This window comes from Streptomyces sp. NBC_01304, from assembly GCF_035975855.1.
Lineage (GTDB): Bacteria > Actinomycetota > Actinomycetes > Streptomycetales > Streptomycetaceae > Streptomyces.
The window spans coordinates 2,299,908-2,325,993 of record NZ_CP109055.1; the positions used below are offsets into that span (position 1 = coordinate 2,299,908).

The 26,086-nt window shown below is 71.5% G+C and carries 26 protein-coding genes; 16 read left to right on the forward strand and 10 right to left on the reverse strand.

Annotated elements, in window-relative coordinates; all coding sequences use genetic code 11:
- Positions 1-145: 145 nt before the first annotated feature.
- Positions 146-994 (forward strand): NAD(P)H-binding protein, encoded by an 849-nt coding sequence (locus OG430_RS09990; RefSeq protein ID WP_327352079.1) that lies wholly within the window; start codon positions 146-148, stop codon positions 992-994.
- 63 nt (positions 995-1,057) lie between these two features.
- On the opposite strand, the gene OG430_RS09995 is transcribed toward OG430_RS09990, so the two are convergent.
- The 4 genes from OG430_RS09995 to OG430_RS10010 all read right to left on the reverse strand — a co-directional run bounded on the left by OG430_RS09995 (position 1,058) and on the right by OG430_RS10010 (position 4,534).
- Positions 1,058-1,735, reverse strand: a complete 678-nt coding sequence (locus tag OG430_RS09995; RefSeq protein ID WP_327352080.1) for a GntR family transcriptional regulator — start codon at positions 1,733-1,735, stop codon at positions 1,058-1,060.
- A 155-nt stretch (positions 1,736-1,890) separates the two neighbouring features.
- Positions 1,891-2,847 (reverse strand): beta-ketoacyl-ACP synthase III, encoded by a 957-nt coding sequence (locus tag OG430_RS10000; RefSeq protein WP_327352081.1) that lies wholly within the window; start codon positions 2,845-2,847, stop codon positions 1,891-1,893.
- A 246-nt stretch (positions 2,848-3,093) separates the two neighbouring features.
- On the reverse strand, positions 3,094-3,225 hold the full coding sequence (locus OG430_RS10005) for an MFS transporter small subunit (protein WP_327352082.1): 132 nt from the start codon (positions 3,223-3,225) through the stop codon (positions 3,094-3,096).
- A complete protein-coding gene (locus OG430_RS10010; RefSeq protein WP_327352083.1) occupies positions 3,197-4,534 on the reverse strand; it encodes an OFA family MFS transporter in 1,338 nt (445 codons plus the stop codon). Before OG430_RS10010 ends, OG430_RS10005 begins: the two co-directional genes overlap by 29 nt.
- A 214-nt stretch (positions 4,535-4,748) precedes the next feature.
- Between OG430_RS10010 and OG430_RS10015 the strand changes: the two genes are divergently transcribed.
- From OG430_RS10015 to fdhD, 7 genes are all read left to right on the forward strand, one after another.
- Positions 4,749-5,207 carry a hypothetical protein gene (locus tag OG430_RS10015; protein ID WP_327352084.1) on the forward strand — a complete coding sequence of 153 codons (459 nt, stop codon included), beginning with the start codon at positions 4,749-4,751 and terminating at the stop codon, positions 5,205-5,207.
- A 302-nt stretch (positions 5,208-5,509) separates the two neighbouring features.
- Positions 5,510-6,481 carry a 2-dehydropantoate 2-reductase gene (locus OG430_RS10020; RefSeq protein ID WP_327352085.1) on the forward strand — a complete coding sequence of 324 codons (972 nt, stop codon included), beginning with the start codon at positions 5,510-5,512 and terminating at the stop codon, positions 6,479-6,481.
- Between the two features lie 53 nt (positions 6,482-6,534).
- Positions 6,535-7,161 carry an HPP family protein gene (locus OG430_RS10025; protein ID WP_327352086.1) on the forward strand — a complete coding sequence of 209 codons (627 nt, stop codon included), beginning with the start codon at positions 6,535-6,537 and terminating at the stop codon, positions 7,159-7,161.
- Positions 7,162-7,251: 90 nt separating this feature from the next.
- Entirely contained in the window at positions 7,252-9,219 is a 1,968-nt protein-coding gene (locus tag OG430_RS10030; RefSeq protein WP_327352087.1) for a molybdopterin oxidoreductase family protein, read from the forward strand.
- Positions 9,220-9,223: 4 nt separating this feature from the next.
- Positions 9,224-11,218, forward strand: a complete 1,995-nt coding sequence (locus OG430_RS10035) for an NAD(P)H-dependent oxidoreductase subunit E (RefSeq protein ID WP_327352088.1) — start codon at positions 9,224-9,226, stop codon at positions 11,216-11,218.
- Positions 11,215-12,111: a 2Fe-2S iron-sulfur cluster-binding protein gene (locus tag OG430_RS10040; RefSeq protein ID WP_327352089.1), complete on the forward strand. Its 897-nt coding sequence runs from the start codon at positions 11,215-11,217 to the stop codon at positions 12,109-12,111. Before OG430_RS10035 ends, OG430_RS10040 begins: the two co-directional genes overlap by 4 nt.
- Before the next feature lie 13 nt (positions 12,112-12,124).
- Positions 12,125-12,973 carry a formate dehydrogenase accessory sulfurtransferase FdhD gene (gene fdhD / locus OG430_RS10045; RefSeq protein WP_327352090.1) on the forward strand — a complete coding sequence of 283 codons (849 nt, stop codon included), beginning with the start codon at positions 12,125-12,127 and terminating at the stop codon, positions 12,971-12,973.
- Positions 12,974-13,052: 79 nt separating this feature from the next.
- Here fdhD and OG430_RS10050 read toward each other — a convergent pair whose 3' ends face one another.
- On the reverse strand, positions 13,053-13,496 hold the full coding sequence (locus OG430_RS10050; RefSeq protein WP_327352091.1) for a MarR family winged helix-turn-helix transcriptional regulator: 444 nt from the start codon (positions 13,494-13,496) through the stop codon (positions 13,053-13,055).
- Positions 13,497-13,625: 129 nt separating this feature from the next.
- On the opposite strand from OG430_RS10050, the gene OG430_RS10055 reads away from it, so the two are divergent.
- The 5 genes from OG430_RS10055 to OG430_RS10075 all read left to right on the forward strand — a co-directional run bounded on the left by OG430_RS10055 (position 13,626) and on the right by OG430_RS10075 (position 19,335).
- On the forward strand, positions 13,626-14,549 hold the full coding sequence (locus OG430_RS10055) for a quinone oxidoreductase family protein (protein WP_327352092.1): 924 nt from the start codon (positions 13,626-13,628) through the stop codon (positions 14,547-14,549).
- Between the two features lie 201 nt (positions 14,550-14,750).
- Positions 14,751-15,023, forward strand: coding sequence for a hypothetical protein (locus OG430_RS10060; protein WP_327352093.1), 273 nt, complete (start codon positions 14,751-14,753; stop codon positions 15,021-15,023).
- Between the two features lie 14 nt (positions 15,024-15,037).
- Positions 15,038-15,862 (forward strand): collagen-like protein, encoded by an 825-nt coding sequence (locus OG430_RS10065; protein WP_327352094.1) that lies wholly within the window; start codon positions 15,038-15,040, stop codon positions 15,860-15,862.
- 263 nt (positions 15,863-16,125) lie between these two features.
- Complete coding sequence (locus OG430_RS10070; RefSeq protein ID WP_327352095.1) at positions 16,126-18,015, forward strand: sialidase family protein; 1,890 nt, start codon at positions 16,126-16,128, stop codon at positions 18,013-18,015.
- A gap of 9 nt (positions 18,016-18,024) precedes the next feature.
- On the forward strand, positions 18,025-19,335 hold the full coding sequence (locus tag OG430_RS10075) for a DUF4185 domain-containing protein (RefSeq protein ID WP_327352096.1): 1,311 nt from the start codon (positions 18,025-18,027) through the stop codon (positions 19,333-19,335).
- Here OG430_RS10075 and OG430_RS10080 read toward each other — a convergent pair.
- Positions 19,271-20,308 (reverse strand): bile acid:sodium symporter family protein, encoded by a 1,038-nt coding sequence (locus OG430_RS10080; protein WP_327359032.1) that lies wholly within the window; start codon positions 20,306-20,308, stop codon positions 19,271-19,273. The genes OG430_RS10075 and OG430_RS10080 overlap by 65 nt on opposite strands.
- A 172-nt stretch (positions 20,309-20,480) precedes the next feature.
- Between OG430_RS10080 and OG430_RS10085 the strand changes: the two genes are divergently transcribed.
- Positions 20,481-21,350: a LysR substrate-binding domain-containing protein gene (locus tag OG430_RS10085; protein ID WP_327352097.1), complete on the forward strand. Its 870-nt coding sequence runs from the start codon at positions 20,481-20,483 to the stop codon at positions 21,348-21,350.
- 85 nt (positions 21,351-21,435) lie between these two features.
- Here OG430_RS10085 and OG430_RS10090 read toward each other — a convergent pair whose 3' ends face one another.
- Positions 21,436-22,053 (reverse strand): hypothetical protein, encoded by a 618-nt coding sequence (locus OG430_RS10090; RefSeq protein ID WP_327352098.1) that lies wholly within the window; start codon positions 22,051-22,053, stop codon positions 21,436-21,438.
- Between the two features lie 44 nt (positions 22,054-22,097).
- Complete coding sequence (locus OG430_RS10095; RefSeq protein WP_327352099.1) at positions 22,098-23,060, reverse strand: helix-turn-helix transcriptional regulator; 963 nt, start codon at positions 23,058-23,060, stop codon at positions 22,098-22,100.
- 62 nt (positions 23,061-23,122) lie between these two features.
- Between OG430_RS10095 and OG430_RS10100 the strand changes: the two genes are divergently transcribed.
- Together OG430_RS10100 and OG430_RS10105 are read left to right on the forward strand one after the other, a co-directional pair.
- Positions 23,123-23,614: a hypothetical protein gene (locus OG430_RS10100; RefSeq protein WP_327352100.1), complete on the forward strand. Its 492-nt coding sequence runs from the start codon at positions 23,123-23,125 to the stop codon at positions 23,612-23,614.
- A complete protein-coding gene (locus OG430_RS10105; protein ID WP_327352101.1) occupies positions 23,611-24,093 on the forward strand; it encodes a hypothetical protein in 483 nt (160 codons plus the stop codon). The genes OG430_RS10100 and OG430_RS10105 overlap by 4 nt, the downstream gene beginning before the upstream one ends.
- Here the strand turns inward: OG430_RS10105 and OG430_RS10110 are convergent.
- On the reverse strand, positions 23,993-24,781 hold the full coding sequence (locus OG430_RS10110) for a class I SAM-dependent DNA methyltransferase (RefSeq protein WP_327352102.1): 789 nt from the start codon (positions 24,779-24,781) through the stop codon (positions 23,993-23,995). The genes OG430_RS10105 and OG430_RS10110 overlap by 101 nt on opposite strands.
- Positions 24,781-26,067 carry a hypothetical protein gene (locus OG430_RS10115; protein ID WP_327352103.1) on the reverse strand — a complete coding sequence of 429 codons (1,287 nt, stop codon included), beginning with the start codon at positions 26,065-26,067 and terminating at the stop codon, positions 24,781-24,783. Before OG430_RS10115 ends, OG430_RS10110 begins: the two co-directional genes overlap by 1 nt.
- Between the last annotated feature and the right edge of the window lie 19 nt (positions 26,068-26,086).

A 26,086-nucleotide genomic window follows, 5' to 3' on the forward strand; every position in this document is an offset into this window, starting at 1 on the left:
GCTGCTGGGACTGGGAAGAAGTTGAGCAGGAATCCATCCCAACTTTCTCCACCTTGAGGACAAAGATGCGTGCGGCCCCGCACCAGGAACGGGCGTGCGAGGCTCTGGAAGGTCCTACGGGATGGTCCTACGGAAAGGGAACCGCATGATCCTCGTCACCGGCGCCACCGGAAACGTCGGCTCCGAAGTCGTCCGCCACCTCGTCCAACAGGGCGAACGGGTAAGGGCGTTCAGCCGCTCGGGGCGCGTCCCCGAGGGTGCCGAGGGCGCCGAGGGGTTCGCGGGCGACCTCAACAGCGCGGACTCGGTCACGGCGGCGCTCGACGGCATGAGCGCCGTCTTCCTGCTCCCCGGCTACCAGGAGATGCCCGAGTCGCTGGCCGCGATGCGCCGGTCCGGCGTCGAGCGGGTGGTGCTCCTGTCCAGCAGCTCGATCCCGGTACCGGGTGACCGCTCCAACGCGGTCACCCGCTACATGCTGGAATCGGAGGACGCGGTCCGCGCCTCGGGCCTGCCCTGGACGTTCCTGCGCCCGGTCGGCTTCGCCTCCAACGCCCTGCAGTGGAAGGACCAGTTGGCGGCGGGCGACGTGGTCCGCGCCCCGTTCGCCGGCGTACGGACCGCGACGATCGACCCGTACGACATCGGTGCGGTCGCCGCACTCGCGCTCCGCTCGGCACAGCACGAGGGCCAGGCCTACGCCCTGACGGGCCCCGAAGCCCTCCTCCCGGCCGACCGGGTCCGCATCCTGGCCGAGGTACTGGACCGCAAGCTCCACTTCGAGCCCCAGCCGGACGGCGAGGCGAGGGCGGAGATGACCGCACAGATGCCGGCCGAGTACGTCGAGGCGTTCTTCAGCTTCTATGTGGACGGGACTCTGGACGAGTCCCAAGTGCGGCCGACCGTGCGTGAGTTGACCGGAAGGGAGCCTCGCACCTTCCGTGAGTGGGCCCAATCAGCCGGTCCGCAAGCCTTCAGCCCGTCCGGCGTTTGAGGACACCGCCCGAAAGGCGGAAAGCTTCGCAGAATTACGGGAAGGGGCGGGGCGGGGAGAAAATCAGCCCTCGGCCCGCTGATGATAGGTACGCCGGGTGTGCTCGGTATGCGCCCGCATCACATCCTTGGCCCGCTCCTCATCCCGCGCGGCGATCGCCGCGATCAAATCGCGATGCTCGATCCACGACTGCTTCCCCCGCTGCCGGGCAACCGGCGTGTAATACCACCGCACCCGCCGATCAACCTGCCCGGCCAGCTCGGCAAGGACCACGTTCCCCGCCAGCTCCATGACCTTGGCATGGAACCGCGCATTGGTCGCGACCACCAGGTCACGCTCCCCGTCGGCGACAGCCTTCTCCCCGATCTCGCACAGCTCCTCGAGCGCGGCGATCCCCGCCGTGCCCGCATTGGCCGCCGCAAGCCGCGCCGCCTCCGCCTCGAGCAACGTACGCACGGTGAGCAGCTGGTCGGCCTCCTCCTCGGTGGGCTCGTGCACAAAGGCACCCTGCGCGGGCCGCAGATCGACCCACCCCTCGGTGTTGAGCCGCTGCAGCGCCTCGCGCACGGGCTGGCGGGACACCCCGAGGTGCCCGGCGAGTTCGCTCTCCACGAGGTGCTGGCCCGGGCGCAGCGCACGGGTCGTTATCAGCTCGAGGAGCGCCTCGTACACCCGCTCGCGCAGCGGGCCGGGCCGCTCCAGTTTCGGCACGGCACCCTGTGGCAGTCCTGCGGACAACATCGCGGTCCCCCTCCTCGGCTACTGACAGCCCTCGGCTACGTACAGCCAAGTCTCCCTACTACATTGGCTATCGTCTACAGTCTACCGAGCACAATGGCCAGATCCAGAGGGAGTTGACCTCATCACACCGGCCCCAGAGGCACGCGGTGAAGACGTCACGGGCAGCGCACGACCTGCCCCGCATAGCTGAGGTTCCCGCCGAAGGCGAAGAGCAGCACCGGCGCCCCGGGCTCGATCTCCCGCCGCTCCACCAGCTTGGACAGCGCGAGCGGCACGCTGGCCGCCGAAGTGTTCCCGGACTCGATCACATCGCGGGCGACCACCGCGTTCACCGCCCCGATGCGCTCGGCGAGGGGCTCGATGATGCGCAGGTTGGCCTGGTGCAGCACGACCCCTGCCAGGTCCTCGGGGGTGATGCCCGCCTTCTCGCAGACCTTGCGGGCCAGCGGCGGCAGCTGGGTGGTGGCCCAGCGGTAGACGGACTGGCCCTCCTGCGCGAAGACCGGGGGCGTGCCCTCAATGCGTACGGCGTTGCCCATCGTCGGCACCGAGCCCCACAGGACCGGCCCGATCCCGGCCGGCTCGCCCGCGGGGGCGGCCTCGACGACCGCGGCGCCGGCGCCGTCGCCGACCAGGACGCAGGTGGTGCGGTCGGTCCAGTCGGCGACCTCGGACATCTTGTCGGCGCCGATCACCAGGGCCCGGGTCGCCGATCCGGCGCGCAGCGCGTGATCGGCGGTGGCCAGGGCGTGCGTGAAGCCGGCGCACACGACGTTGAGGTCCATGGCGGCGGGCGAGGGGATGCCGAGGCGGGCGGCGACGCGGGCCGCCATGTTCGGGGAGCGGTCGATCGCGGTGGAGGTGGCGACCAGGACCAGGTCGATGTCCTCGGGCGCGAGCCCCGCGGCGGCCAGCGCCTTGGCCCCGGCCTGGGCGGCGAGCTCGTCGACCGGTTCGTCGGGGCCCGCGATGTGACGGGTGCGGATGCCCACGCGGCTGCGGATCCACTCGTCGCTCGTGTCGACCAGTGCCGCCACGTCCTCATTGGTGAGGACCTTGGCGGGCTGGTAGTGGCCGACCGCGGCGATGCGCGAACCGTGCGCTGTGTTCATCTGTGGAACCCCTCGTGCCGGTGACATCAGGACCCACCAGTCTGCTCAGCGACTGGTGGGTAGCAGGGCACGTAAAGCGACAGGATTCCGGCACGGGCCTTGGAGGCTTCTCATGATCTGCGCGGCCGCCCTTATCCCGAGGGCACGTCCGCCCTTATCCGGCGAACACGCACATCCTCCCCGGGAGGGACGGCCGCGCTCCGTCCCGCGAACAGCTGTGTGGCCATCCCGCGAACAGCCGTCCGGCTACCCCGTGAACAGCTGCGTGGCCTTGCGTACGAGTTCGTACAGGCCGTAGCCGAGCGGCAGCCCGACCCACAGCCAGGCGAACAGGATCAGGCCGCGGCGGCTAGGCGTCCTCCCTGACGGTGTCGTCATCACTTGCCTTCCTCTGCGCGGGGACGTGGTGGTGGCGCCGGTGGACGGGACGTACGAGCTCATTGGCCACGAAGCCCACCGCGAGCAGGCCGATCATGATGGTGAGCGAGAGCCCGTAGAGCCCGGCGCCGCTCTTGCCCGCCGCCTCCTGGGAGTCGGCCACCCGGTTCACGATCAGCGGCCCGAGCACGCCCGCGGTGGACCAGGCGGTGAGCAGCCTGCCGTGGATGGCGCCCACCTGGTACGTGCCGAAGAGGTCCTTCAGATACGCGGGGATCGTCGCGAAGCCGCCGCCGTAGAAGGACAGGATCACCAGGGCGCAGCAGATGAACAGCGGCTTCGAGCCGTCCCCGAAGCGGGCGATCAGCAGGTACATCAGCGCGCCCACGCCGAGGTAGACCCGGTAGGCGTTCTTGCGGCCGATCAGGTCGGAGGTGGAGGACCAGCCGATGCGGCCCGCCATGTTGGCCGCCGAGAGCAGCGCCACGAAGCCCGCGGCCGCGGAGGCCGTGACGGGTGCGCTGGAGTCCGCGAAGAAGTCCGTGATCATCGGGGCGGCCTTCTCGAGGATGCCGATGCCCGCGGTGACGTTCATGCAGAGGACGACCCACAGGCACCAGAACTGCGGGGTGCGCACGGCGGAGCGTGCGGAGACCTGGGGACCGGTGAGTTCGGGGGCCCGCTGCTCGCCGCTCGCGCCGGTGGCCGGCCGCGGGACGCGGATGAGGAGTACGCCGAGGGACATGAAGAGGGCGTACGTCACTCCGTGGATCAGGAACGCGAGCGCGATGCCCTGGGTCCCGAGGGGGAAGGACTCGATCATCTGCGCCGACCAGGGCGAGGCGATCAGCGCGCCGCCGCCGAAGCCCATGATGGCGATGCCGGTGGCCATGCCGGGCCGGTCCGGGAACCACTTGATCAATGTGGAGACCGGCGAGATGTAGCCGATGCCGAGCCCGATGCCGCCGACGAAGCCGTAGCCGAAGACGATCAGCCAGTACTGCTCGGTCCAGGCGCCGAGGGCGGCGAGCACGAACCCCGAGGAGAAGCAGTACAGCGCCACGGTCATCGCCCAACGCGGCCCGTTGCGCTCCACGAGGGTGCCGCCGAACGCGGCGGACAGGCCGAGCATCACGATGGCCAGCTGGAAGGGCAGGGCGCTCTGCGTACCGGAGAGCCCGAGCTGCAGTTCCAGCGGCGGCTTGAAGACGCTCCAGGCGTAGGCCTGGCCGATGGAGAGGTGGACGGAAAGGGCTGCGGGCGGCACCAGCCAGCGGCTCCAGCCGACAGGTGCGAGAGGCGGGCTCATGGTCGCGAACTCTAGGAAGGCCGGGGCGGGTTGGGAAGGGTGTCGACCGAACACCCGTATGCGATATGCAGTTTCGTCGAACCGTTGAGTCAATTGAATGATCTAACGCGACAATTGGCCCGTCCGGGGCAAAATGCGCATCCACATTTTTCCGGTTTCGTTGCTAATCGTGAGGCCCGTAAACAGGGCTTCCCGAAAACGAAGGAAAATGATCATGTTTCGTAAGTCCCTGGCCGTAATCGGCGCCATCGCCGCCCTCTTCGCCGCCGCCGTCAGCCCGGCCTTCGCCGCGGGCGGGGACGACGCCCCCGGCGGGAACGCGAAGGGCAACGCCAAGCTCGGGCTCGACATCCCCAACACCACCGTCGGCGACAAGCTGTGCGGCGCTCCGTGGCACTGGACCGGCCCGGGCAACGTCGGCGCCGGCGACGGATCGTACAACGCCTGCAACCGCCCGTCGGGCGGCAGCGACCGTGACAGCGGCATCAACATCCTCAACGACGCCTGTCTCGCGCCCTGGCAGTGGAACGGCCCGCTGTCCATCCTTTCGTCGACCGCTCCCTACAACGCCTGCAACGAGAAGTCCGGCAAGGACATGGTCGTGGCCCCGAAGGAGCTGACCCTGCAGGGCACCGCCACCACCACCTCCAACACCAAGGTCGGCAAGAACTGACCGCCGCCCGACCCGGCATCCCCGAGCCCTGCAGCCCGGCCCCTCTCCCCGAGGGGCCGGGCTGCGGCACGTCCGCCACCCGAACCGCCGCTCCGCGCCAGGTCCGCCGCCCGCACCCGAACGCGGCCCCGAACGCGGGACCCGGTCAACTCCCGCTCCTGTGCGAAGTCTTGCCGCACCTCATTCCATACTGTAGACAATATTCAGTCGACATCGAGTGGCCCGGCAGCCGAGCGTCCGCCCGGTCCGCTCCCGTCCTTCGACGCCCTTCCATCGGTTCCCTCGACCGAACGGAGAGCCAAGTGAAAGTCGCAGTTGTCGGTGCCGGAGCGATCGGCGCCTACGTCGGAGCCGCGCTGCACCGCGCCGGCGCCGATGTCCATCTCGTCGCCCGTGGACCGCACTTGGCGGCCATGCGGCAGCACGGAGTCAGGGTGCTCAGCCCGCGCGGTGACTGGACCGCGCAGGTGCCCGCGACGGACCGGCCGGCCGACATCGGCCCGGTCGACCATGTCTTCCTGGGACTCAAGGCCAACTCCTATGCGGCGTGCGGGCCGCTGGTCGAGCCGCTGCTCCAGGACCACACGTCGGTGATCGCCGCGCAGAACGGCATCCCCTGGTGGTACTTCCACCGGCACGGCGGCCCGCACGACGGGCAGCGCGTCGAGAGCGTCGACCCCGGCGGCTCGGTCAGCGCGGTCCTGGAGCAGCGGCGGGCCATCGGGTGCGTCGTCTACGCGGCAACGGAGCTGGAGGGTCCGGGAGTTGTACGCCACCTCGAAGGCACCCGGTTCTCCATCGGCGAGCCCGACCGGTCGGTGTCCAAGCGCTGCCTGGAGTTCAGCGAGGCCATGCAGGCGGGCGGGCTCAAGTGCCCCGTCGAGCCGGATCTGCGCAAGGACATCTGGATCAAGCTGCTCGGCAACATCTCCTTCAACCCGATCAGCGCGCTGACCCGGGCCACGATGGTTCAGATGTGCCGGCATCGCACGACGCGCCAGGTCATCGAGTTGATGATGGCCGAGACCCTGGCCGTCGCCGAGGCGCTCGGCTGCCGCCCCGACATCTCCATCGAGCGCCGCATCGCGGGCGCCGAGCGGGTCGGCGACCACCGGACGTCGACGCTCCAGGACCTGGAGAAGGGCAAACCGCTCGAACTCGACGTACTGCTCGCCGCCGTCGTCGAGTTGGCGTCCATCGCCGACGTCCCGGTGCCCACCTTGCGCACGGTGGACGCCATTTCCGATCTCCTCGCCCGGGGGACCGCCGCCTGAGAGACGCCGGACGGCAGTCCGGCAGCTCCACCTTCAGGGGAGGACCGCTTTCCATGCCGCGTACGACCACCTCCCGGACCGCATCCTTACGGACCGGGAGAAACGCCCCGCCGCCTGCCGCACCGTCGCCCTGGTATCGCACCAAGGCGCCTCCCCGCGGCCCGGCGCGAGCCACTCTGATCGCCACCGGAACCAGCATCTGCGCCCTGCTGATCCTGGTGGCGCTCGGAACCTGGTGGGGGCAGACCCTGCTGATCCCGCCACTGGCCGCGAGCATGGCGCTGGTGGCGGGAGCGTCCGGCACCCCGCTCGGCCAGCCGCGCAATGTGGTGGGCGGGCAGCTGGTGGCCGCGGTCACCGGCTACCTGGTGGTGCTGATCGGCGGGGCGAACGCGTGGAGCGCGGCCGTGGCGGGCGGGCTCGCGCTGGGCGCGATGCTGACACTGCGGATGGCGCACTCGCCCGCCGCCGCCACCGCGATGATCGTCGGGCTCACCGGGCCCCCGGCGCCGGCCTTCCTCGGGCTGCTCCTGCTGGCCACGGTGCTGCTTGTCGCCGTGGGCCTGGTGGGGGCGAGGGCGCCCGGCAGCCGTACCCCGTCTATTGGTGGTGACCGGCGGCTCGCATTGCGGCGGCACACATCCCGGCGGCTCAAATCCCTTACAAGAGGCTTCCGTTGAAGCTCGCCTACAGAATACTGTATGCAATAGGGCGCACCCACTGGTCACAAGCCAGGGGCCATCTCCATGGGCAGGTATGAGGAGCGCAGCGTGAAGAAGCGAAACCGAACTCCCAAGACGTACAACCGACTTACTCATCCCCTGGTCCGGGACTCGCGCGACGAGCCGTTGCGCCGCGCCACCTGGGACGAGGCGCTGCAGCGGGCCGCCGCGGGGTTCCGCACGGCCCGCGAGGAGCACGGCCCCGACTCCTTCGCCATGCTGTCCTGCGCCCGCGCCACCAATGAAATGAACTACGTGGCACAGAAGTTCACCCGCGTGGTGATGGGCACCAACAACGTCGACTCCTGCAACCGCACCTGTCACGCACCGAGCGTCGCCGGCCTGTCCGCGGCCTTCGGTTCGGGCGGCGGCACCTCTTCGTACGAGGAGGTGGAGCACACCGACTTCATCCTGATGTGGGGCTCCAACGCCCGCTTCGCGCACCCGATCTTCTTCCAGCACGTCCTCAAGGGGATCCACAACGGCGCCCGGATGTACGCCGTCGACCCGCGCCGCACGTCCACCGCCGAGTGGGCGGAGAGCTGGCTCGGCCTCAACGTCGGCACGGACATCCCGCTCGCGCACGCCGTCGGGCGGGAGATCATCCGTGCGGGGCTGCACAACAGGACGTTCATCGAGCGCGCGACGAGCGGTTTCGCGGAGTACGCCGCGCTGGTGGAGCCCTGGACGCTGTCGCTCGCGGAGAAGGTGACGGGCGTACCCGCCGCCGCCATCCGCGACCTCGCCCATGCCTTCGCCACCGCCGAGCGGGCCCAGCTCTGCTGGACCCTCGGCATCACCGAACACCACAACGGCACGGACAACGTACGGGCGTTGATCAATCTCTCGCTCCTGACCGGGCACGTCGGCCGGTGGGGCGCGGGCGTACAGCCGCTGCGCGGACAGAACAACGTGCAGGGCGGCGGCGACATGGGCGCCATCCCCAACCGGCTGCCCGGCTTCCAGGACATCCTGAACGACGGCCACCGGGCGAAGTTCGAGACGGCCTGGGACACGGTGATCCAGCCGCGCTACGGCATGACGCTCACCGAGATGTTCGAGTCGATGGAGCACGGCACGCTGCGCGCCGTCTACTGCATCGGCGAGAACCCGGCCCAGTCCGAGGCCGACAGCGAGCAGGCACTGCGCCGGCTCGCCGCACTCGACCACCTGGTCGTGCAGGACATCTTCCTGACCAAGACGGCCGAGATGGCCGACGTGGTGCTGCCCGCCACGGCCGCCTGGGCGGAGACGGACGGTACGACGACCAACAGCGAACGGCGGGTTCAGCGGGTACGCGCCGCCCTCACGCCGCCCGGTGAGGCGCGCGAGGACATCGACATCATCTGCGACATCGCCGGACGCCTCGGCCACGAATGGAAGTTCGCCGACTCCGAGGCCGTGTGGAACGAGCTGCGCTCCCTGTCCCCCGATCACTTCGGCATGACGTACGAGCGTCTCGACGTGCACCAGGGCCTGCAGTGGCCCTGCCCCGACGAGGACAAGCTGCCGTCGAGCTTCCTGCACGGCCGGCTGTGGGAGACCGACCCCGCGCTGCGCGGTCGCCGAGCGCCCTTCGGCCTGGTCGAGCACGATCCGCCGGTCGACCTGACCGACGAGACGTATCCGCTGCGCCTGACGACCGGGCGTCGCCTGGACTCATACAACACCGGTGTGCAGAGCGGCGGTTTCGCCTCTCCGCTGCGCCGCGGCGAGTACATCGAGCTGTGCCCCGAGGACGCGGAGCACTACGGCGTCCGGGTGGGCGAGGAGGTCCTGGTCGCCTCCCGGCGCGGGACGGTCACCGCGCCGGTCTGGGTCGACCCGGCGCTGCGGCCCGGGCTCGCCTTCATGACCATGCACTTTCCCGACGAGGTGGACACCAACCAGCTGACGATCGAGGCGAATTGCCCGATCGCGGGGACGGCGGAGTTCAAGGCGTCGGCAATACGAATCGAGAAGCTGCCGGCCGGTTTCGCGCCGGCCGATGCGCCGGTCACGGCCGTGAGGAGCTGAGACTGTGGATCTGCACTTCGGTGACAGCAAGCCGACGGACGAGGAGCGGGCGGCGATCGACGCCCTGCTCGGTCCTCCGGAGTCGGCGTGGGAAGGTGCCGCGGACCGTACCGATGCCGATCTGCGCTGGGCGCGCGGGGGCCGGGCGGCGCGGGAGCGGCGGGATCTGCTGTTGCCGGGGTTGCACGCGGTGAACGACCGGGTGGGGTGGATCAGCGAGGGCGCCCTCGACTATCTGTGCCGGCGGCTGACGGTGCCGCCGGCGGAGGCGTACGGGGTGGCCACGTTCTACTCCATGTTCGCGGTGAAGCCGCGGCCCGCGACTGTGGTGCACGTCTGCACGGACTTGGCTTGCGCGGCCCGGGGTTCGGCTTCGGTGTGTGCGAGCTTGGCTGCCCGGCTGGGCCCTGCGGGTACGCCGGTGGCGGGTGGGGCCGTGTGGGAGGAGAGCCCGTGCCTGGGCTTGTGCGAGCGGGCTCCGGCGGCGTTGGTGGTGCGGGCAGGGGTATCCCCTGATGAATCAGCCCGTCCGGCGTTTGAGGACAACCCTTTGGAAGCCGGCGGCAGCCTTACGGGAAGGAGCGGGGCGGGGGATCAAAACGGCCCCGGCGACAGCCTGTTGGCCGCGCTCAGCGGGCAGGAACCCGAGCCGAGGGAGCGGCAAAGAGCCACCGCCGTCATAGCCCCGGCGACCGCCGAAGCCATAGCCCTGGCCGCCGCGGCACCGGAAGCGGCAACCCCCGAACCCGCAGCCGCACTCGCCGTCCCCCAGGCAGGCCAGGACGGCCTGATCCTCCTGCGACGGGTCGGGGTCGTAGACCCCGAGAACCTCGACGACTACCGGGCCAATGGCGGCTACGAGGCCCTGCGGAGGGCCTTCAAACTCGGCCCCGCCGGAGTGATCCGCGAGGTCACCGAGGCCGGCCTCCTAGGAAGGGGCGGCGCCGCCTTCCCCACGGGCCGCAAGTGGAGCGCGACCGCCGCCCAGCCCGACCACCCGCACTACCTGGTCTGCAACGCGGACGAATCCGAGCCCGGCACCTTCAAGGACCGCGTCCTGATGGAGGGCGACCCGTACTCCCTCATCGAGGCGATGACGATCGCGGGCTACGCGACCGGCGCCCACCTCGGTTACCTCTACCTCCGCGGCGAGTACCCCCGCGCCCTGCGGCGCCTGGAGCACGCCATCTCCCAGGCCAGGGCACGCGGCCTGCTCGGCCCGGACGTCCTCGGCCAGGGGTACGCCTTCGACATCGAGATCCGGCGCGGCGCGGGAGCGTACATCTGCGGCGAGGAGACGGCGCTCTTCAACTCCATCGAGGGGTACCGGGGCGAACCCCGGTCCAAGCCGCCGTTCCCCGTCGAGAAGGGCCTGTTCGGCAAGCCGACCGCCGAGAACAACGTCGAGACGCTGGTCAACGTCCTGCCGATCCTGACCATGGGGGCGCAGGCGTACGCGGCCATCGGGACGGAGAAGTCCACCGGGCCCAAGCTGTTCTGCGTCTCGGGCAACGTGGAGCGCCCGGGGATCTACGAGCTGCCGTTCGGCGCGACCCTCGGCGACCTCCTCGACCTGGCGGGCAAGCCCGCACGACTGCGGGCCGTCCTCCTCGGCGGGGCAGCCGGCGGCTTCGTACGCCCCGATGAACTGGACATTCCGCTGACCTTCGAGGGCACGAGGGAGGCCGGCACGACCCTCGGATCGGGCGTGGTCCTCGCCCTGGACGACAGCGTCCCGCTGCCCCGGATGCTCCTGCGGATCGCGGAGTTCTTCCGCGACGAGTCGTGCGGCCAGTGCGTGCCGTGCCGGGTCGGCACGGTCCGCCAGGAGGAGGCGCTGCACCGCATCGCCGACCGCACGGGCGCGGCGGCCGCCGAGGACATCAACCTGCTCAGGGAAGTGGGGGCGGCCATGAAGGACGCCTCGATCTGCGGTCTGGGGCAGACCGCGTGGAACGCCGTGGAATCGGCCATCGACCGGCTTGGAGCGTACGAATGACAGCGCCAGCGCAACCGCGCCCGACCTCCGCATCCGTGCCCGTGTCGCTCGGACTGCCGCGCCGCCTGGTCGAGTTCACGCTCGACGAGCAGCCGGTGCGGGTCCCCGAGGGCTCGACGATCCTCGATGCCTGCAAGGCGGCGGGCAAGGACATCCCGACGCTCTGCCAGGGCGACACGCTCACCCCGAAGAACGCCTGCCGCGTGTGCGTCGTCGAGGTGGAGGGCGCGCGCACCCTCGCCCCGGCCTGCTCCCGCAAGGCGGAGCCCGCCATGGTGGTGCGGACCGACACCGAACGGGCCCGGCACAGCCGCAAGATCGTGCTCGAACTCCTCGCGTCCTCGGTCGACCTGTCGACCACGCCGCAGGTGGCGGGGTGGCTCAAGGAGTACGAGGCCAAGCCCGACCGCTTCGGTCCGGACGCGGCCCGGCTCAACGAGTCGCCCAAGGTCGACAACGACCTCTACGTCCGCGACTACGACAAGTGCATCCTCTGCTACAAGTGCGTGGACGCCTGCGGCGACCAGTGGCAGAACACCTTCGCCATCTCGGTCACCGGCCGCGGCTTCGACGCCCGGATCGCGGTCGAGCACGACGGGCCGCTCACCGAGTCGGCGTGCGTGTACTGCGGCAACTGCATCGAGGTGTGCCCGACCGGGGCGCTCTCCTTCAAGTCCGAGTACGACATGCGGGCGGCCGGCACCTGGGACGAGAGCGCGCAGACGGAGACGACCACCGTGTGCGCGTACTGCGGAGTGGGCTGCAACCTGACCCTGCACGTGCAGGACAATGAGATCGTCAAGGTCACCTCGCCGCACGACAACCCGGTGACCCACGGCAACCTCTGCATCAAGGGCCGCTTCGGCTACCAGCACGTACAGAACCGCGACTGAGGACTGATCTGGCATGGGACGCGTCACCGAGCGACGCCGAGTGATCCGCATCCGGGACGGGGCGGTGTCCGCACGACCGGACACGCTCGTCGCGGAGGAACCCCTGGAGATCCGGCTGAACGGCAAGCCCCTGGCCATCACGATGCGCACCCCGGGCGACGACTTCGCGCTCGCGGCGGGCTTCCTGGTGAGCGAGGGAGTCCTTGCCTCGGCGGACGAGCTGCAGTCGATCGTCTACTGCGCGGGTGCCACGGCGGACGGCTCGAACACGTACAACGTGGTGGACGTGAAGCTCGCCCCGGGTGTCGTGGTCCCCGACATCACGCTCGAACGCAACGTCTATACGACCTCCTCCTGCGGCCTGTGCGGCAAGGCCAGCCTCGACGCCGTGCGCACGCAGGCGCGCTGGGAGATCGCCGACACTCCCCCGGTCCGGATCGAGCCCGAACTGCTCGCGGGCCTCCCCGACCGGCTGCGCGCGGCGCAGCGCGTGTTCGACCGGACCGGGGGCCTGCACGCGGCAGCACTCTTCACCGAGACCGGAGAGCTGGTCGACATACGGGAGGACGTCGGCCGGCACAACGCGGTCGACAAGCTCGTGGGCCGCGCGGTCCGCGAGGGCCGCCTGCCCCTCTCCCGCACCATCCTGCTCGTCTCGGGCCGCGCTTCGTTCGAGCTGGCCCAGAAGGCGGTGATGGCGGGCATCCCGATCCTCGCCGCCGTCTCGGCCCCGTCGTCCCTCGCGGTCGACCTCGCCACGGAGACCGGCCTCACGCTGGTCGGATTTCTGCGGGGGGCCTCCATGAACGTGTACGCGGGCGAGCATCGCCTGGCCCTGGAGGCCTCGGCCGGCCAGGGCTGACCAGGCGGTCACGCCTCGCGCACACGGCGACGCGGGCCCGGACCGGCGGGGAGCGCCCCCTGCGCCGGCCGGGCCCGCTTCACTGTCCGACCTGGGTGATCCTCCGCAGCATCTCCAGGAACTGCTCCCGCTCCGTCTTCGACAAGGGCGCCAGCAACTCCTCGTTGGCCCATCGCCCCGCCTTCGTGCACTCCTCGAGGCGCCGCTCCCCCGCGGCCGTCAGGCGCACCGCGTTCTTGCGGCGGTCGTTCGGGTCGGGGGCCCGGACGATCAGGTCGGCCGACTGCAGGTCGTTGAGGATGCCGACCATGTCCTTGGGGTCGAGCGAGACGGCCCTCCCCAACTCCGCCTGGGCGACCGGCCCCAGGTCGGCGACGGCCGCGAGGACCACGTGGTGCCACATCTTCATGTCGTGCTGCGCGAGGGCCTCGGCGACCAGGCCGCGGCCGCGGGCGGCGGCGCGGCCGAGGAGCCAGCTGGGGAGGGTGCGGATGCGGGTGGGGGCGGGCGGGGTTTCCGGCATGGCGGAAAGCGTACCGAAGAATCATTGGACTTCCCAACGGTTCCCCTTGTACCGTTGGGATCCCCAACGGTACTTCTTGCGTCGTTGGGGATCCCAAGGAAACCCGACGGTACGTGGAGGCGATCGCCCATGCGGCGCATTCGGTATGAACACAGCGGCGGACCCGACACGTTGTTCCTCGAAGAGGTCGCCGTCCCGACGCCCGGACCGGGCGAGCTGCTGGTCAGGACGGAGGCGATCGGCGTCACGCTGCCCGTCGTGCGCAAAGTGCGCGAGGCCGCCGAGCCGATACCGCTCGGCGGTGAGCTGGGCGGCGAGGTGGTGCGCGTCGGCGAGGGCGTCACCGGCCACGCGGTCGGCGATCGCGTGACCGGACTCTGCTTCGGGCACGGCTACGCCGACTTCGCTCTGCTGCAGACCGCGATGGCCTCGCCCATTCCGGCGGGCGCCACCGCGCGGGACGCCGTCGCGCTGGTCCGCAGCGGTGTGGTCGCGCTCGGCGCCCTGGCGGCCGCGCGGCCCGAGAAGGGCGAGTCGGTGCTGGTGACCGCTGCCGCGAGCGGGGTCGGTCATCTCGCCCTGCAGCTCGCGAGGTCGAGGGGCGCCTCGCGGATCGTGGCGGCCGTGGGCGACCCGGCCAAGTCGGACTTCGTGCGCGGGCTCGGCGCCGACGAGGTGGTGACGTACGAGGAGGCGAGCTGGGGCGAGCCGGTCGACATCGTGCTCGACGCCGTCGGCGGCAAGCTCCTCAAGCCCGCCGTCCAGGCACTCGCCCCGGGCGGCCGGCTCGTCGCCTACAGCTCCGGCGGCGGGACCGTCGAGGCGTACGACCTGCTGGTCGGCGGCAAGTCGGTGATCGGGTTCCAGACGGCGATGGTCGCCCGCAACCAGCCCGAGCGGTACGCGGGTTGGGTCGCGGAGCTGTGGCGGCTGTTCGGCGAGGGCACGCTGCGGCCCGCGGTGCACGGCGAGTTCGCCCTCGAGGACGCGGCACTGGCCCACGAGGCGATCGAGGGCAGGCGGAACCTCGGCAAGGTGGTCCTCGTGCCCTGACGGACACGACCTCGCACCTCGACGAACGCGACCTCGCACCCTGACGGACACGGCCCCGCACCTGACCGACACGACGGGGAGCTCAGCGCCCTGACGCTCCGTCAACACTCTTCCGGTGGTCAAGGGGGCCACAACGCATCCGCCGGCCCCGACCGCTCGTTGCTCCCCATGAGTTCTAGGTCCAGGTACGGAGGCAGTCGCTTGGATGCCGGCACCACCCTGCTCGGCTCGTTATTGGCATGCACGGGCGTGCTCGGGGCGGCCGTCGTGGCGTACCTGGGCAAGCGGGGCGAGAACGCCCTGAGCGGCTACTCGACCCTCACGGAGCGCCTGCAGTCGGAGCGCGACCGGCTGGAGCGGCAGATCGCCGAACGTGACTCCCGCATCGACGAGTTGCGCACCCTGCACGCCGCGGACCAGTCGGAGATCGCGCGGTTGCGCCTGGACAACCACCGGCTCGGAGGCACCACGTGAAGGAAAGGCGCCACGTGACGCGCGTCGAGCAACTGATCGCCCTGCGCTGGCGCAAGATCGTCCTCGTCTTCGTCCTCGTCGCCCTCTGCGGCATCGCGGTGATCCTGTGGGGCCGGATCGATGCGGGCGACCGCCGGGCCGACCGGATGGCGAGCGAGGCCCAGCGCAGGGGCGAGGCCCTGTCCACCCTCGCCGAGGACGTACGCACCCTGCGTGCCCAGGTGCAGGCTGCCGGGCAGACGCCCGCCGCGCCCGACCCCGCCGACGCCGTGGACGACCTCCTGGCCCGCGTCCGGGTGCCTGCCGGTGAACCGGGGTCGCCCGGAGCAAGGGGCGAGGCCGGAGTGCGGGGCGAGGCAGGGGCGAACGGCGAGCGGGGGGCCGGCGGCGGGCAAGGGCCGCGCGGGGAGCAGGGATCGCCCGGACCGCAGGGCCCTGCGGGCGAACGAGGCCCGGCGGGCGAGGCAGGACCGCCCGGCGAGCGGGGAGCGGCGGGCGCCGACGGGGCGCAGGGACCGGCGGGGCCGGCCGGCCCCGCCGGAGACACCGGCTTCAAGGGCGACAAGGGCGATCAGGGAGACAAGGGCAATCAGGGGGACAGGGGCGAGCCGGGCCCCGCAGGCCCGCAGGGCGAACCCGGGGCCGCCTGTCCGCAGGGCTACAGCCTCCAGGTCCCGGCCGACGACGCCGACGCACTGATCTGCCGCAGGGACGGCTCGGCACCGGCCCCCGGCCCCGACCCGGCCTCGGCCGTGCTCCCGGTTCTGCCGGTCCTGCGCCGCCCCTGGTCCGCGGAGGCCCTTCCCGCGAAGCCTCGGCCGGACACCGGGACGGCCTGAACCACCTGGTCGCAGCGGAGTCGTCGGCGTACGCCCAAATCCCTGCGCGCATGCTCCTTGTGGGGTGCGAAGCGGTGCAAGTAGCGTCTGTGACACGGACATTGGACGTTGGATGTCCGGTTGTCCGGACGCATTACCGGCGCCACGTACCCCGGAGCCACGCAGCACGCAGGCACGCAGCACGCAGGCACGCAGCGCACAGCCACGCGGCGCAGCCTCAGCCGCTCGCCGCACCGCCAGACGCCCGAAGGGCAGGTCGCACCATGCCATCAGGTCTCCGTGCACGCTTCAGACCAGCCGCGACAGCAGCTGTCGCCGTCACCGCCGTACTCGCGGGGCTCACCGGCCCGGCGCATGCCGAATCCCCGCCCGGGGCAACGGAGTTCGAGCAGCAGGTGCTGTTCAAGGCCGCCCAGGATCCCGGCTACGCCTGCTTCCGCATCCCGGCGGTCGTGAAGACGGTCAAGGGCACGCTGCTCGCGTTCGCCGAGGGCCGCGTCAACGACTGCAGCGACGCCGGGGACATAGACCTGGTCGTCAAGCGTTCCGAGGACGGCGGTCGTACATGGTCACCGCTGCAGGTCGTCAACGAGGGCGCGGGCGACACGCACGGCAACCCCGCCCCGATCGTCGACCGCGAGACGGGCCGGATCGTGCTCGCCGAGACCTGGAACCCGGGCAAGCCCGGCGGCGGCAACTGCGACGTGCCGTGCAAGCGCACACCCCATATGCAGCACAGCGACGACGACGGCCGCACCTGGTCCGCGCCGCGCGACCTGAGCGACCAGATCCTGCCCGCCGAGTGGAACTCCTGGTACGCCACCGGGCCCGTGCACGGCATCCAGCTGCAGCGCGGCCGGCACAAGAGCCGCCTCGTGTTCGGCGTCAACACCGAGACGTGGAACGGCAGTCGGGTCACCGCCAATCACGCCGCCCTGATCACCAGCGACGACGGCGGCGACAACTGGGACATCGGCGCCACCGACTCCTGGCCGGTCGCCGACGACGGCACCTTCCGGCAGAAGCCCTCCGAGATCACCCTCGCGGAACGCACTGACGGCTCGGTCTACGTCAGCGGCCGCGAGCAGGACGGCACCGACCTCGGCCATCGCACGCACGCCGTGAGCCGGGACGGCGGCGACTCCTTCACGGGCAAGTTCCGGGCGATCCCCGACCTCTACACCCCGCAGGTGCAGGGCTCCGCGATCCGCCTCGGCAAACGGATGCTGCTCGCCTGCCCCGCGGACCCGGACCGGCGCCGCACCATGATGGTCCGCTCCTCCTACGACGAGGGCCGCACCTGGGAGAGCGTCGACCGCGGCAGCCAGGTGACCACCGACTGGTCCGGCTACTCCGACATGGCCGCCGTCGACTCCGGCACGGTGGGCCTGATGTACGAGGGCGGCGCGGTGGACGCCCGCGACGAGATCCGCTTCGCCCGCTTCACCGAGGACTGGCTGCAGCCGCGCCGGGGCCCCGACCCGACGACGAGCGACCGGGCACCGCACGCGCGGGGCGCGGCCGTGCTCGGCGGGGCGCGCGAGACGGAGGGGAGGTTCGGCGGGGCGGTCGAGTTCGACGGTACGGACGACGCGGTGCGCCTGCCGTACCGGGATGAACTCCCGCTTGGGGCAAAGGACTTCACGGCCTCGCTCTGGTTCCGCTACTCGGCCACGACCGGGGAGCAGCCCCTGCTGTGGATGGGCGGCGTCGGCACCAATCAGCCGCAGGTCTGGCTGCGCGGCGAGCCCGCCTCGAACCGCATCACGGCCCTGATCACCACCCGCGAGGGGGCGACCGCGCCCAAGTCCGCGTCGCTGCGTACGACTTCGGCGTACAACGACGGCCAGTGGCACCACATCGCGCTGCGTCGCACGGGCGGCTCGCTCACCCTGACCGTGGACGGCGCGCACCTCACCGGTCCCGACGTGCCGGGCACGGTCACCCGCAACTCCGGGTTCGGTTTCCACATCGGGCAGCGCGTGGACAGCAGGGCGCACTTCACGGGCGCGATCGACGAAGTGCGGGTCTACGACCGGGCGTTGAGCGACGAGGAGCTGACAGATCTGCGCACCGGCGAGACCGCCGATGCGGCTGTGACTCGGGACACCGTCGCGTGGCTGCCCATGGACCGGATCAGCGGCAGGGGTTAGCGTCCCTGCGTGTCCGCCAAAGAGCGAACGGAGCGAACGTCGGCCGCCGAACGGCACGGGACAGGCTTTCTGCTGCTGCTCGTGCTGGTCATCGGGGCCGTGCTGCTCACCGCCCTCCCGGGCGACGACGACCGGGAGGGCGGCGCCCCGTGCGCCCCGCGCAAGGTGGGCTCGTGGCAGGCGGACGAGCGGACGACCGGGGAGTTCGTCCGGTACGGCAACGACGCGTCGCGGGCCGACGACTGGACCGGCGGCGACGGGACGCACTCGGTGCGGCTGCCGGACGGGCGGCTGCTCTGGCTGTTCTCGGACACCTATCTGGGGCAGGTGCACGCCCCGCCCAATCTGTCCGGGCAGCCGCATGCGTGGCGGGACAACACCGCGCCGTTCGTGCGCAACTCCGCCGTGGTGATGTCGGCGGGCGGCTCCCTGGAGCGCACCTTGCCCGCGCCCCTGTTCGCCAACCCGAGCCCGCAGGAGTGGCGTTGGCCGGTGGCCGCGAAGGTCGAGCCGCGCTCCCCCGGCTCGGACCAGAAGGTGGTCCGGGTCCTGCTGTGGACGCGGGCGACGGCGGGCGAGCCCTGGATCTACGGGATGCCGACCGCCACGGAGGTCGCCACCCTCTCGCTGCCCGGCCTGCGCGTCGAGTCGATCGTGAAGGTCTCCGACCAGACGCGGGTCGCCGACCCCGAAAAGCGCGTCCTGTACGGCACCACGGCGGTCGACGGCCAGGACACCGACCGGGGCACGGGCACGGAGGGCGGCGACGGATACACGTACGTCTTCGGCGGCAACGACGGAAAGGCGGCCGCCCGCCCGGCGTCCAACGCCTACCTCGCGCGCGTCCCCGAGGGCAGGCTCGCCGACCCGGACGGCTGGCAGTACTGGAACGGCAAGAACTGGACGGGCGACGGGCGCAAGGCGAGGGCGGTGCTCGGGGACGGGGCGGCGAAGGGGGTGGGCAGTGCGTTCACGGTCGTACGCGACGACGGGACCTGGGTCCTGTTCACCATGGCCGCAGGCACGGAGGGCCTGACGACCGTCACCTCGTACTGGGCCTGCTCCCCCACCGGCCCCTGGCACGGCCCGGCGAAGGGCTTCGCGCCGCCGATGCCGCAGGACGGCGCGCCCAAGCAGGACACGGCGGTCTACAACCCGCAGGCCCACCCGGCGCTGGAGCCGAACGGGGGGCGGCTGCTCCTGAGCTACGACGTGAACTGGCTGGACGCCACCCCGCAGGTGGCGCACGACCAGGTCAGTCGGAACGTCGAGCTGTACCGGCCGAGGTTCGTACGCCTGCGCCTCGCGCCGGCCGACTAGGGCCCGGCGGGCCCGCCTGCCCTTCCTGGGCCAGGGCCTCCGGGTCGCGCGAGCGGCGCTTGGCGATCACCGCGCAGACCATGAGCTGCATCTGGTGGAAGAGCATCAGCGGCAGCACGGCGAGCGAGGCCTGCGGCCCGAACAGCACGCTGGCCATGGGCAGTCCGCCCGCCAGGGACTTCTTCGAACCGGCGAACTGGATGGCGATCCGGTCCTCGCGGCTGAAGCCGAGCCGCTTGGCCCCGAACCAGGTCAGCGAGAGCATCACGGCGAGCAGCACGGCCTCGACGCCGAGCAGCACGGCCAGGTGCAGCGCGTCGACCTGGTGCCAGATGCCCTCGACCATGCCGAGGCTGAAGGCGGCGTACACGACGAGGAGGATGGATCCCCGGTCGACGTACCCGAGGACCTTCTTGTTCCGGGTGAGGAACCCGCCGACCCAGCGGCGCAGGAACTGTCCGGCGAGGAACGGGACGAGCAGCTGCAGCACGATCTTCACGATCGAGTCGGCGGAGAAGCTCGCGTTCCCGCCGATGAGCCCGGCCGCGAGCAGGGGCGTCAGGACGATGCCGGCGAGCGAGGAGAACGAGCCCGCGCAGATCGCCGCCGGGACGTTGCCGCGGGCGATCGACGTGAAGGCGATCGACGACTGGACGGTGGACGGCACCACGCACAGGAACAGCAGACCGGTGTAGAGCGGCTGCGACAGGACCGGGGTCAGCCCCTTGGCCGCCAGGCCGAGGAGCGGGAAGGCCACGAAGGTGGCGGCCAGGATGGTCAGGTGGAGCTTCCAGTTGCGCAGCCCGTCGAGTGCCTCGCGGGTGGAGAGCCGGGCGCCGTAGAGGAAGAAGAGCAGTGCGACGGCCCCGGTCGAGGCGGCGTCGGCGACGTCGGCGGCCGTGCCTCTGGCGGGCAGCAGCGCCGCGATCCCCACGGTGGACAGCAGAGCCAGGATGTACGGGTCGATCGGCATCCGGGACGGCCAGGCGAGGCGTTTCACGTGCGTGGTGCTCCAGAGTGGGGGGCGGGACCGGGTGGTGCAGGTACGTGCCCTTTCCATCGTCCTCTCCTTCCCGGAAATCGGGAATCCTGCATACCGCACTTACTGTCATCACGATCTGCGATAACCGGGCTAGGCTGGTGGCATGTACGACCCCGTTCAGCTGCGTACCTTCCTGGCGGTCGCGCAAACCCTCAGCTTCACCCAGGCCGCCCGGCGGCTCGGCCTGCGCCAGTCCACGGTGAGCCAGCAGGTGCGCCGCCTGGAGGACGCGACCGGCCGCCGGCTCTTCTCCCGCGACACCCACGGCGTGGAGCTCACCGAGGACGGCGAGGCGATGCTGGGCTTCGCCCGCTCGATCCTCGACGCGAACGAAAGGGCCGCCGCCTTCTTCGCGGGTACGCGGCTGCGCGGGCGGCTGCGTTTCGGCGCGTCCGAGGACTTCGTGCTGACCCGGCTGCCGGAGATCCTGGAGGCCTTCCGGCACGAGAACCCCGAGGTCGACCTGGAGCTGACGGTCGAGCTGTCCGGCACCCTGCACGCGATGCTCGCCGACGGAAAGCTCGACCTGGTCCTCGCCAAGCGGTCGGGGGCCTCCCGGGGCACGGTCGTGTGGCGGGACGACCTGGTCTGGATCGGGGCGGAGCGGCTACGCCTCGACCCTGACCAGCCGGTGCCGCTGATCGTCTACCCACCGCCGGGCCTCACCCGGGCCCGCGCCCTGGAGGTCCTGGAGCGGGAGGGCCGCGCCTGGCGCATCGCCTGCACGAGCACCAGCCTGAACGGCCTGATCGCGGCGGCCCGAGCGGGCCTCGGCGTAATGGCACACACCCGCGGCCTCATCCCCCCGGGCCTGACCCGGGTCCGGGCGGGCCTGCCCGACCTGGGCGGCGTGGACTTCGTCCTGCTGCACGGGGACGACCGGCGACGGGCTTCGGCACGGGGCCCTGCGGAGGCGTTGGCGGCGGCGGTTCTGGCCGGGGGTGACCGGTTGCATCGGGGGGCCGGCTCATGAAATCAGCCCGTCCGGCGCTTGAGGACACCGCCCGACGGGCGGAAGGCTTCGCAGAATTTCGGGAAGGGGCGGGGCGGGGAGAAATTCAGTGCCCGCCCACAGGCTTCTCGCAGCCGGTGCCCTCGATGTACCTGCCGTGCGGCTCGGCCCGCGGCACGCCGCTGCCCGCGACGCCGTCCAGGCACAGTCCGGAGAGGTCGAGGGTGAACGGCACGTAGTCGGTGGCGGCGCCGGTGGGGATCGTGAGGCGCTCCGCCGGATAGCCCAGGTCGGCCAGGGTCCGGCGCACGCTCTCAGGTGACGGCCGGTCCAGTGCGCGCAGGGCCGCGACGATGCGGCGGCTGTTGGCCTCGCCCTCGCAGAGCTGGGCGCCGGTCAGCCGGGACGGTCGCTGGAAGCCGTGGTTCTCGGCGTACTTGGTGCCGTCCGAGCCGTCGACGAACGGGGTCGGGCTCGCCGTGGGTTCGGGGGCCGGGTCCTTCTCGCAGGCCTCGTGGATCTTCCGCAGGGCGGCGGGGAGTTCGGGCTCCGCAGGCCGGCTCGGCAGGGCGGAGCTCGCGCTCGCGGAGGGCTGACCCGACGCCGCGCTCGCGGTCGGCTGCCCTGGTGCGCTCTCGGCCGGGCGCTCCTTGCCGCAGCCGGTCAGGGCGAGCAGTCCGGCGGTGCCAAGGACGGCGGCGTACGTACGAAAGGGTCGCGGCATGCGCGTCAGTATGGACCGGGCCGGATCGGATGGCCTGAGTACCCCTACTCAGTACCGCGTCCGTACCGCCCCGCCAGCCCCGCCACCGTCGCCGCGATCCGCTCCCGCAGCTCCGTCGGTTCGAGCACCTCGACCTCCTCGCCGAGCCGCAGGAACTCGCCGTGCGCGTGGTCGAGCGATTCGATGGGCAGCACCGCCCGGGTCCAGCCGTCGCCCGCTGCCTGGCCCGTCGCGGCCAGCGCCTTCGCCTGTGCCCCGGTCAGCCGGGCCGCGCCTGCGTCCGTGAGGCGGACGACTGCCTCGGCCGTGTGCAGGCGGGCCAGGAAGTCCTCCTGGTAGCGCTGCCAGTACGCGGCCAGGTCGAATCCGTCCGGGATCGTGAACTCCTCGTCGGTGACGTCGAGTCGGAGGATCTGGTCGACGCGGTACGTCACCGGGCGGGGGCCGCTGACCACGTACCAGCGGCCCGCCTTGAGGACGAGCCCGTACGGTTCCAGGCGCCGGTCGACCTCGGTGGGCTCCTTCCAGCGCCGGTAACGCACCCGCAGCACCCGCCCGTTCCAGGCCGCGTCGGCCACCGCGGGCAGGAACGGCACCGCGTCGGCCTCCGTGTACCAGCCGGGCGCGTCCAGATGGAAGCGTGCCGCGATCCGTGAGGCGTGCGCCCGCAGCTCCGGCGGCAGCGCGGCCTCCACCTTGAGCCGGCCCGCCGTGAGCAGCGGCCCGAGCCCCAACTCCGCGGCCGCGCCCGGCACTCCGGCCAGCGAAAGGGCCTCCGCCTCGCTCGCGGTGAGGCCCGTGAGCCTCGTACGCCAGCCGTCGAGCAGCCGGTAGCCGCCCGCGTGCCCGGCGTCCGCGTACAGCGGGACCCCGGCCGCGCCGAGCGCCTCGACATCGCGGTAGACGGTACGGACCGACACCTCCAGCTCGTCGGCGAGCTGCGCGGCGGTCAGGCGGCCGCGGCTCTGCAGGAGCAGCAGGATCGAGACGAGACGGCTGGACTTCATGACGATTTCACTGACGACTTCACTGACAGAAGATGTCAGTGAAGCGGCCCTACCGTCCAGCCATGGCTTTGAACACGGCTTTCGAAGAGAAGCACCTGTGGACCCCACCGCCCATCGAGGCGGGCGGCCGCCGGATCAAGCGCTACCACGTGAGCGCCGACCCGGCCGGCATCGCGCCGGACGTCGAGGAGGCGGCGTACAAGATCCTGCCGACCCTGCTGCCGGAGCCGGACGGCACGCCGCCCGCCACCTTCGTCGTGCTGCACCGCGGCACCGACACCGGCGCCTACCTCAACGCCTACAGCTGGGCATGGGACAACGTCCTGCACTTCGCGGGCGCGGCCGCGGGCCAGCCGGCGCTGGACTGCCCGGACCTCGACCCGACGCACTTCGTCGTCGCCAAGACGCCCTGGATCGGCTGCGTATGGGAGATCCCGCCGATCACGCATGAACGCGATGCCTGGGTGCGGCACATGCTCGCGCCCGAAAAGCCCGATCTGGATGCGTATATCGCCGACTCCCTCCCCGAGGGCACGACAGGAGACCGCTCATGAGCACCACCACGACCACTCCGCACGACTTCGACTTCCTCACCGGCCGCTGGTCGGTCCGGCACCGCAGGGCGCACGACTTCCTGGCGCCGGAGGCGGGTGGCTGGGACGAGTTCGAGGGGGTCACCGAGGGCGGTACGCACTTCGGGGGTGCCGCGCACTTCGACGAGGTGACCGTTCCGGGGAAGGGCTACTCGGGGCTGACGCTGCGGCTGTTCAACCAGGCCACCAAGGAGTGGTCGCTGTACTGGGCGGACTCCCGCACGGGGCTGCTGTATCCGCCGGTGACCGGGCGGTTCGCCGAGGACGGGACCGGTGAGTTCTTCGGGGACGAGCCGTACGAGGGCAAGGTGGTGCGGGTGCGGTTCCGGTGGTCGAACATCAGTGAGTCGACGGCCCGTTGGGAGCAGGCGTACTCGGTGGACGGGGAGCAGACCTGGGTGACCAACTGGGTGATGGACTTCGCCCGCTGCGAGGGCTGACGGCGGTGTCCGCCTTGCGGGCCACGAAGACCAGCCGCAGGGCCGGGTGCCCTTCGGGGACCGGGTGGGCGCCGCGCAGGTGGAAGCCGCTGCCGGTGAGGGCGGCGGTGATCTCCTCGGTGCGGTAGGCGCGTTGGACGTGGGTCTCGTACGCGGTCCCCTGCGGCCCTCGACGCTCCACCCGCACCCGGCGCAGGGGCGCCGCACCGGGACCGGTGCGCACGATCATGTCGAAGACCGTGTGGCCGCCGGGAGGCAGGGCGCGGGCGAAGGCGCGTAGCGCGGTGTGCAGTTCGGGCGGCCGGAGCAGATAGTTCAGGGTGTCGAACTGGCAGGTCAGCAGGTCGACTTGGTGCGGCAGGCGCAGGGTGCGCAGGTCCTGGAGGAGGAAGCGGGCGCCGTTCCCCCGGTTCTTGGCGAGGGCTCTGGCCAGCATGTGCGGGGAGCGGTCCACGCCCCAGACGGGGTGGATGCCGCGGGCCCGCAGCTGGGCCACGAAGGTGCCGGTGCCGCAGCCCACGTCGGCGGCGGAGCGGAAGGCGAGGCCGTAGTGGCGTTCGATCCGTGCGTAGGCGCGGCCGAGGCGGGCGAAGGCGCGGTCGCCGAGGAGGGCGTCGTAGCGGGCGGCCAGCTGCTCGTACGGGGACAGCTGCCGAACTGCCGTCACCGAAGGGCGGGTTGGCGACATCAGGATTCCCGGAGAATCATCTCGATGTTGGTGGGGGTCAGGACGTGGACCTTGGTGCCGACGGGCAGCTGCAGACCGGCGGGGTAGGGGCCGCGGGCGGTGATGATCTGGCCGCCGTTCGCCTCCAGCATTCCGTAGACGAGGCCCTGCAGGCGGCGGAACCAGCCGCCCTGTTTGGCCTCGAAGAGCTTGAGGCCCCTGGTGCGGCTGCGGGAGCCGATGCAGTCGACGATCACCAGGTGGCCCAGGCGCCGGTTCGGGGTGCCCGGAGGGGCCGAATAGGCGCGTACGTAGACCTTGTTGGCGGAGTACGGGAAGTTCCGGGCGACCCGGGCACAGGCGACCTCCTCCCAGTCCGAGCCGGGGCCCTGGTCGCCGGGCTGCCGTGGCCGGAAACGGCCCCTGGCGTCACGCAGCTGCTCCTGTACGGGGCCCTCGAAGCGGGGCAACTCGCGCAGTCGCGCCTCCAGTTGGGCCCATTCCGGGCGTTGCATGGCCGCCGCGACGGCGCGCCGGACGAGGTAGTGGGCGTCGGCGCCCGGCGGGGAGGTCAGGATCTGCAGCCGGCCGACACCCGAGTGGAAGATCAGCCGGCCGCCGATGTTGGCCCCGGTGAACACCGCGAGGAGCTTCCCGGCCTCGGCGAGCGCGGCCGCGAGGGCGGCGACGGCCGCTCCGGTCAGGCCGATCTTGAGGGCGAAGTCCAGGAGGTCGCGGGCGCGCCTGAGCAGGTCGGTGACCGAGATGCCGGGCGGCGGCGGATCGAAGATGACCTCTTCGCCGGGGCCGCAACGCGCCCACGGCGGGCAGGGCATCGGGGGCTGCGCGGGAGGCTGCGAGGGCTGGAACGGCGGCGGCTGCGGGGGCTGGACGGGCGGCCAGGGAGGCGCGAAGGGCCACGGCGCCCTGGGTGACGGGCCGGGCGGCGAGGAGGCCGGCGCCGGGGGCCGGTTCAGCAAAGCCCGCAGTTCCGCCCTCAGCGGCATCGACAGTTCGCAGTCCAAGAACCTGGCGAGGGGGTCGGACATGTCGTTGAGGCGTGCGGCCAGCCGGGCGGCCGTGGCGGCATCGAGGCTCCGGAACAGCCGGCGCAGCGTCTCGGCCCGCCGGGCCTGCAGAGCCGTCTGCTCGGCGGTGACCGGCAGCCGCAGCTGCTCGATCAGCAGCCTCGACGCGGTGTCGTGCGGCGTGCTCGCCCGGTTGAACGCCGCGCAGCGCCGCGACGGCGGCCGGACCGGCCCCTGCCCAAGTGCGCCGGACCAGCCCGGCGTTCGGATGTACACCATCGCGTCCCGCTCCTCGGGT

Coding starts and splice junctions, on each gene's coding strand:
- OG430_RS10010 (WP_327352083.1), bottom strand. CDS start 4,534: ATGAGCCCGCCTCTCGCACCTGTCGGCTGGAGCCGCTGGCTGGTGCCG.
- OG430_RS10110 (WP_327352102.1), bottom strand. CDS start 24,781: ATGTCGCCAACCCGCCCTTCGGTGACGGCAGTTCGGCAGCTGTCCCCG.
- OG430_RS10025 (WP_327352086.1), top strand. CDS start 6,535: ATGCCGCGTACGACCACCTCCCGGACCGCATCCTTACGGACCGGGAGA.
- OG430_RS10105 (WP_327352101.1), top strand. CDS start 23,611: ATGAGCACCACCACGACCACTCCGCACGACTTCGACTTCCTCACCGGC.
- OG430_RS10090 (WP_327352098.1), bottom strand. CDS start 22,053: ATGCCGCGACCCTTTCGTACGTACGCCGCCGTCCTTGGCACCGCCGGA.
- OG430_RS10050 (WP_327352091.1), bottom strand. CDS start 13,496: ATGCCGGAAACCCCGCCCGCCCCCACCCGCATCCGCACCCTCCCCAGC.
- OG430_RS10015 (WP_327352084.1), top strand. CDS start 4,749: ATGTTTCGTAAGTCCCTGGCCGTAATCGGCGCCATCGCCGCCCTCTTC.
- OG430_RS10115 (WP_327352103.1), bottom strand. CDS start 26,067: ATGGTGTACATCCGAACGCCGGGCTGGTCCGGCGCACTTGGGCAGGGG.
- OG430_RS10055 (WP_327352092.1), top strand. CDS start 13,626: ATGCGGCGCATTCGGTATGAACACAGCGGCGGACCCGACACGTTGTTC.
- OG430_RS09990 (WP_327352079.1), top strand. CDS start 146: ATGATCCTCGTCACCGGCGCCACCGGAAACGTCGGCTCCGAAGTCGTC.
- OG430_RS10085 (WP_327352097.1), top strand. CDS start 20,481: ATGTACGACCCCGTTCAGCTGCGTACCTTCCTGGCGGTCGCGCAAACC.
- OG430_RS09995 (WP_327352080.1), bottom strand. CDS start 1,735: ATGTTGTCCGCAGGACTGCCACAGGGTGCCGTGCCGAAACTGGAGCGG.
- OG430_RS10100 (WP_327352100.1), top strand. CDS start 23,123: ATGGCTTTGAACACGGCTTTCGAAGAGAAGCACCTGTGGACCCCACCG.
- OG430_RS10005 (WP_327352082.1), bottom strand. CDS start 3,225: ATGACGACACCGTCAGGGAGGACGCCTAGCCGCCGCGGCCTGATCCTG.
- OG430_RS10040 (WP_327352089.1), top strand. CDS start 11,215: ATGACAGCGCCAGCGCAACCGCGCCCGACCTCCGCATCCGTGCCCGTG.
- OG430_RS10080 (WP_327359032.1), bottom strand. CDS start 20,308: ATGCCGATCGACCCGTACATCCTGGCTCTGCTGTCCACCGTGGGGATC.
- OG430_RS10070 (WP_327352095.1), top strand. CDS start 16,126: ATGCCATCAGGTCTCCGTGCACGCTTCAGACCAGCCGCGACAGCAGCT.
- OG430_RS10000 (WP_327352081.1), bottom strand. CDS start 2,847: ATGAACACAGCGCACGGTTCGCGCATCGCCGCGGTCGGCCACTACCAG.
- OG430_RS10095 (WP_327352099.1), bottom strand. CDS start 23,060: ATGAAGTCCAGCCGTCTCGTCTCGATCCTGCTGCTCCTGCAGAGCCGC.
- fdhD (WP_327352090.1), top strand. CDS start 12,125: ATGGGACGCGTCACCGAGCGACGCCGAGTGATCCGCATCCGGGACGGG.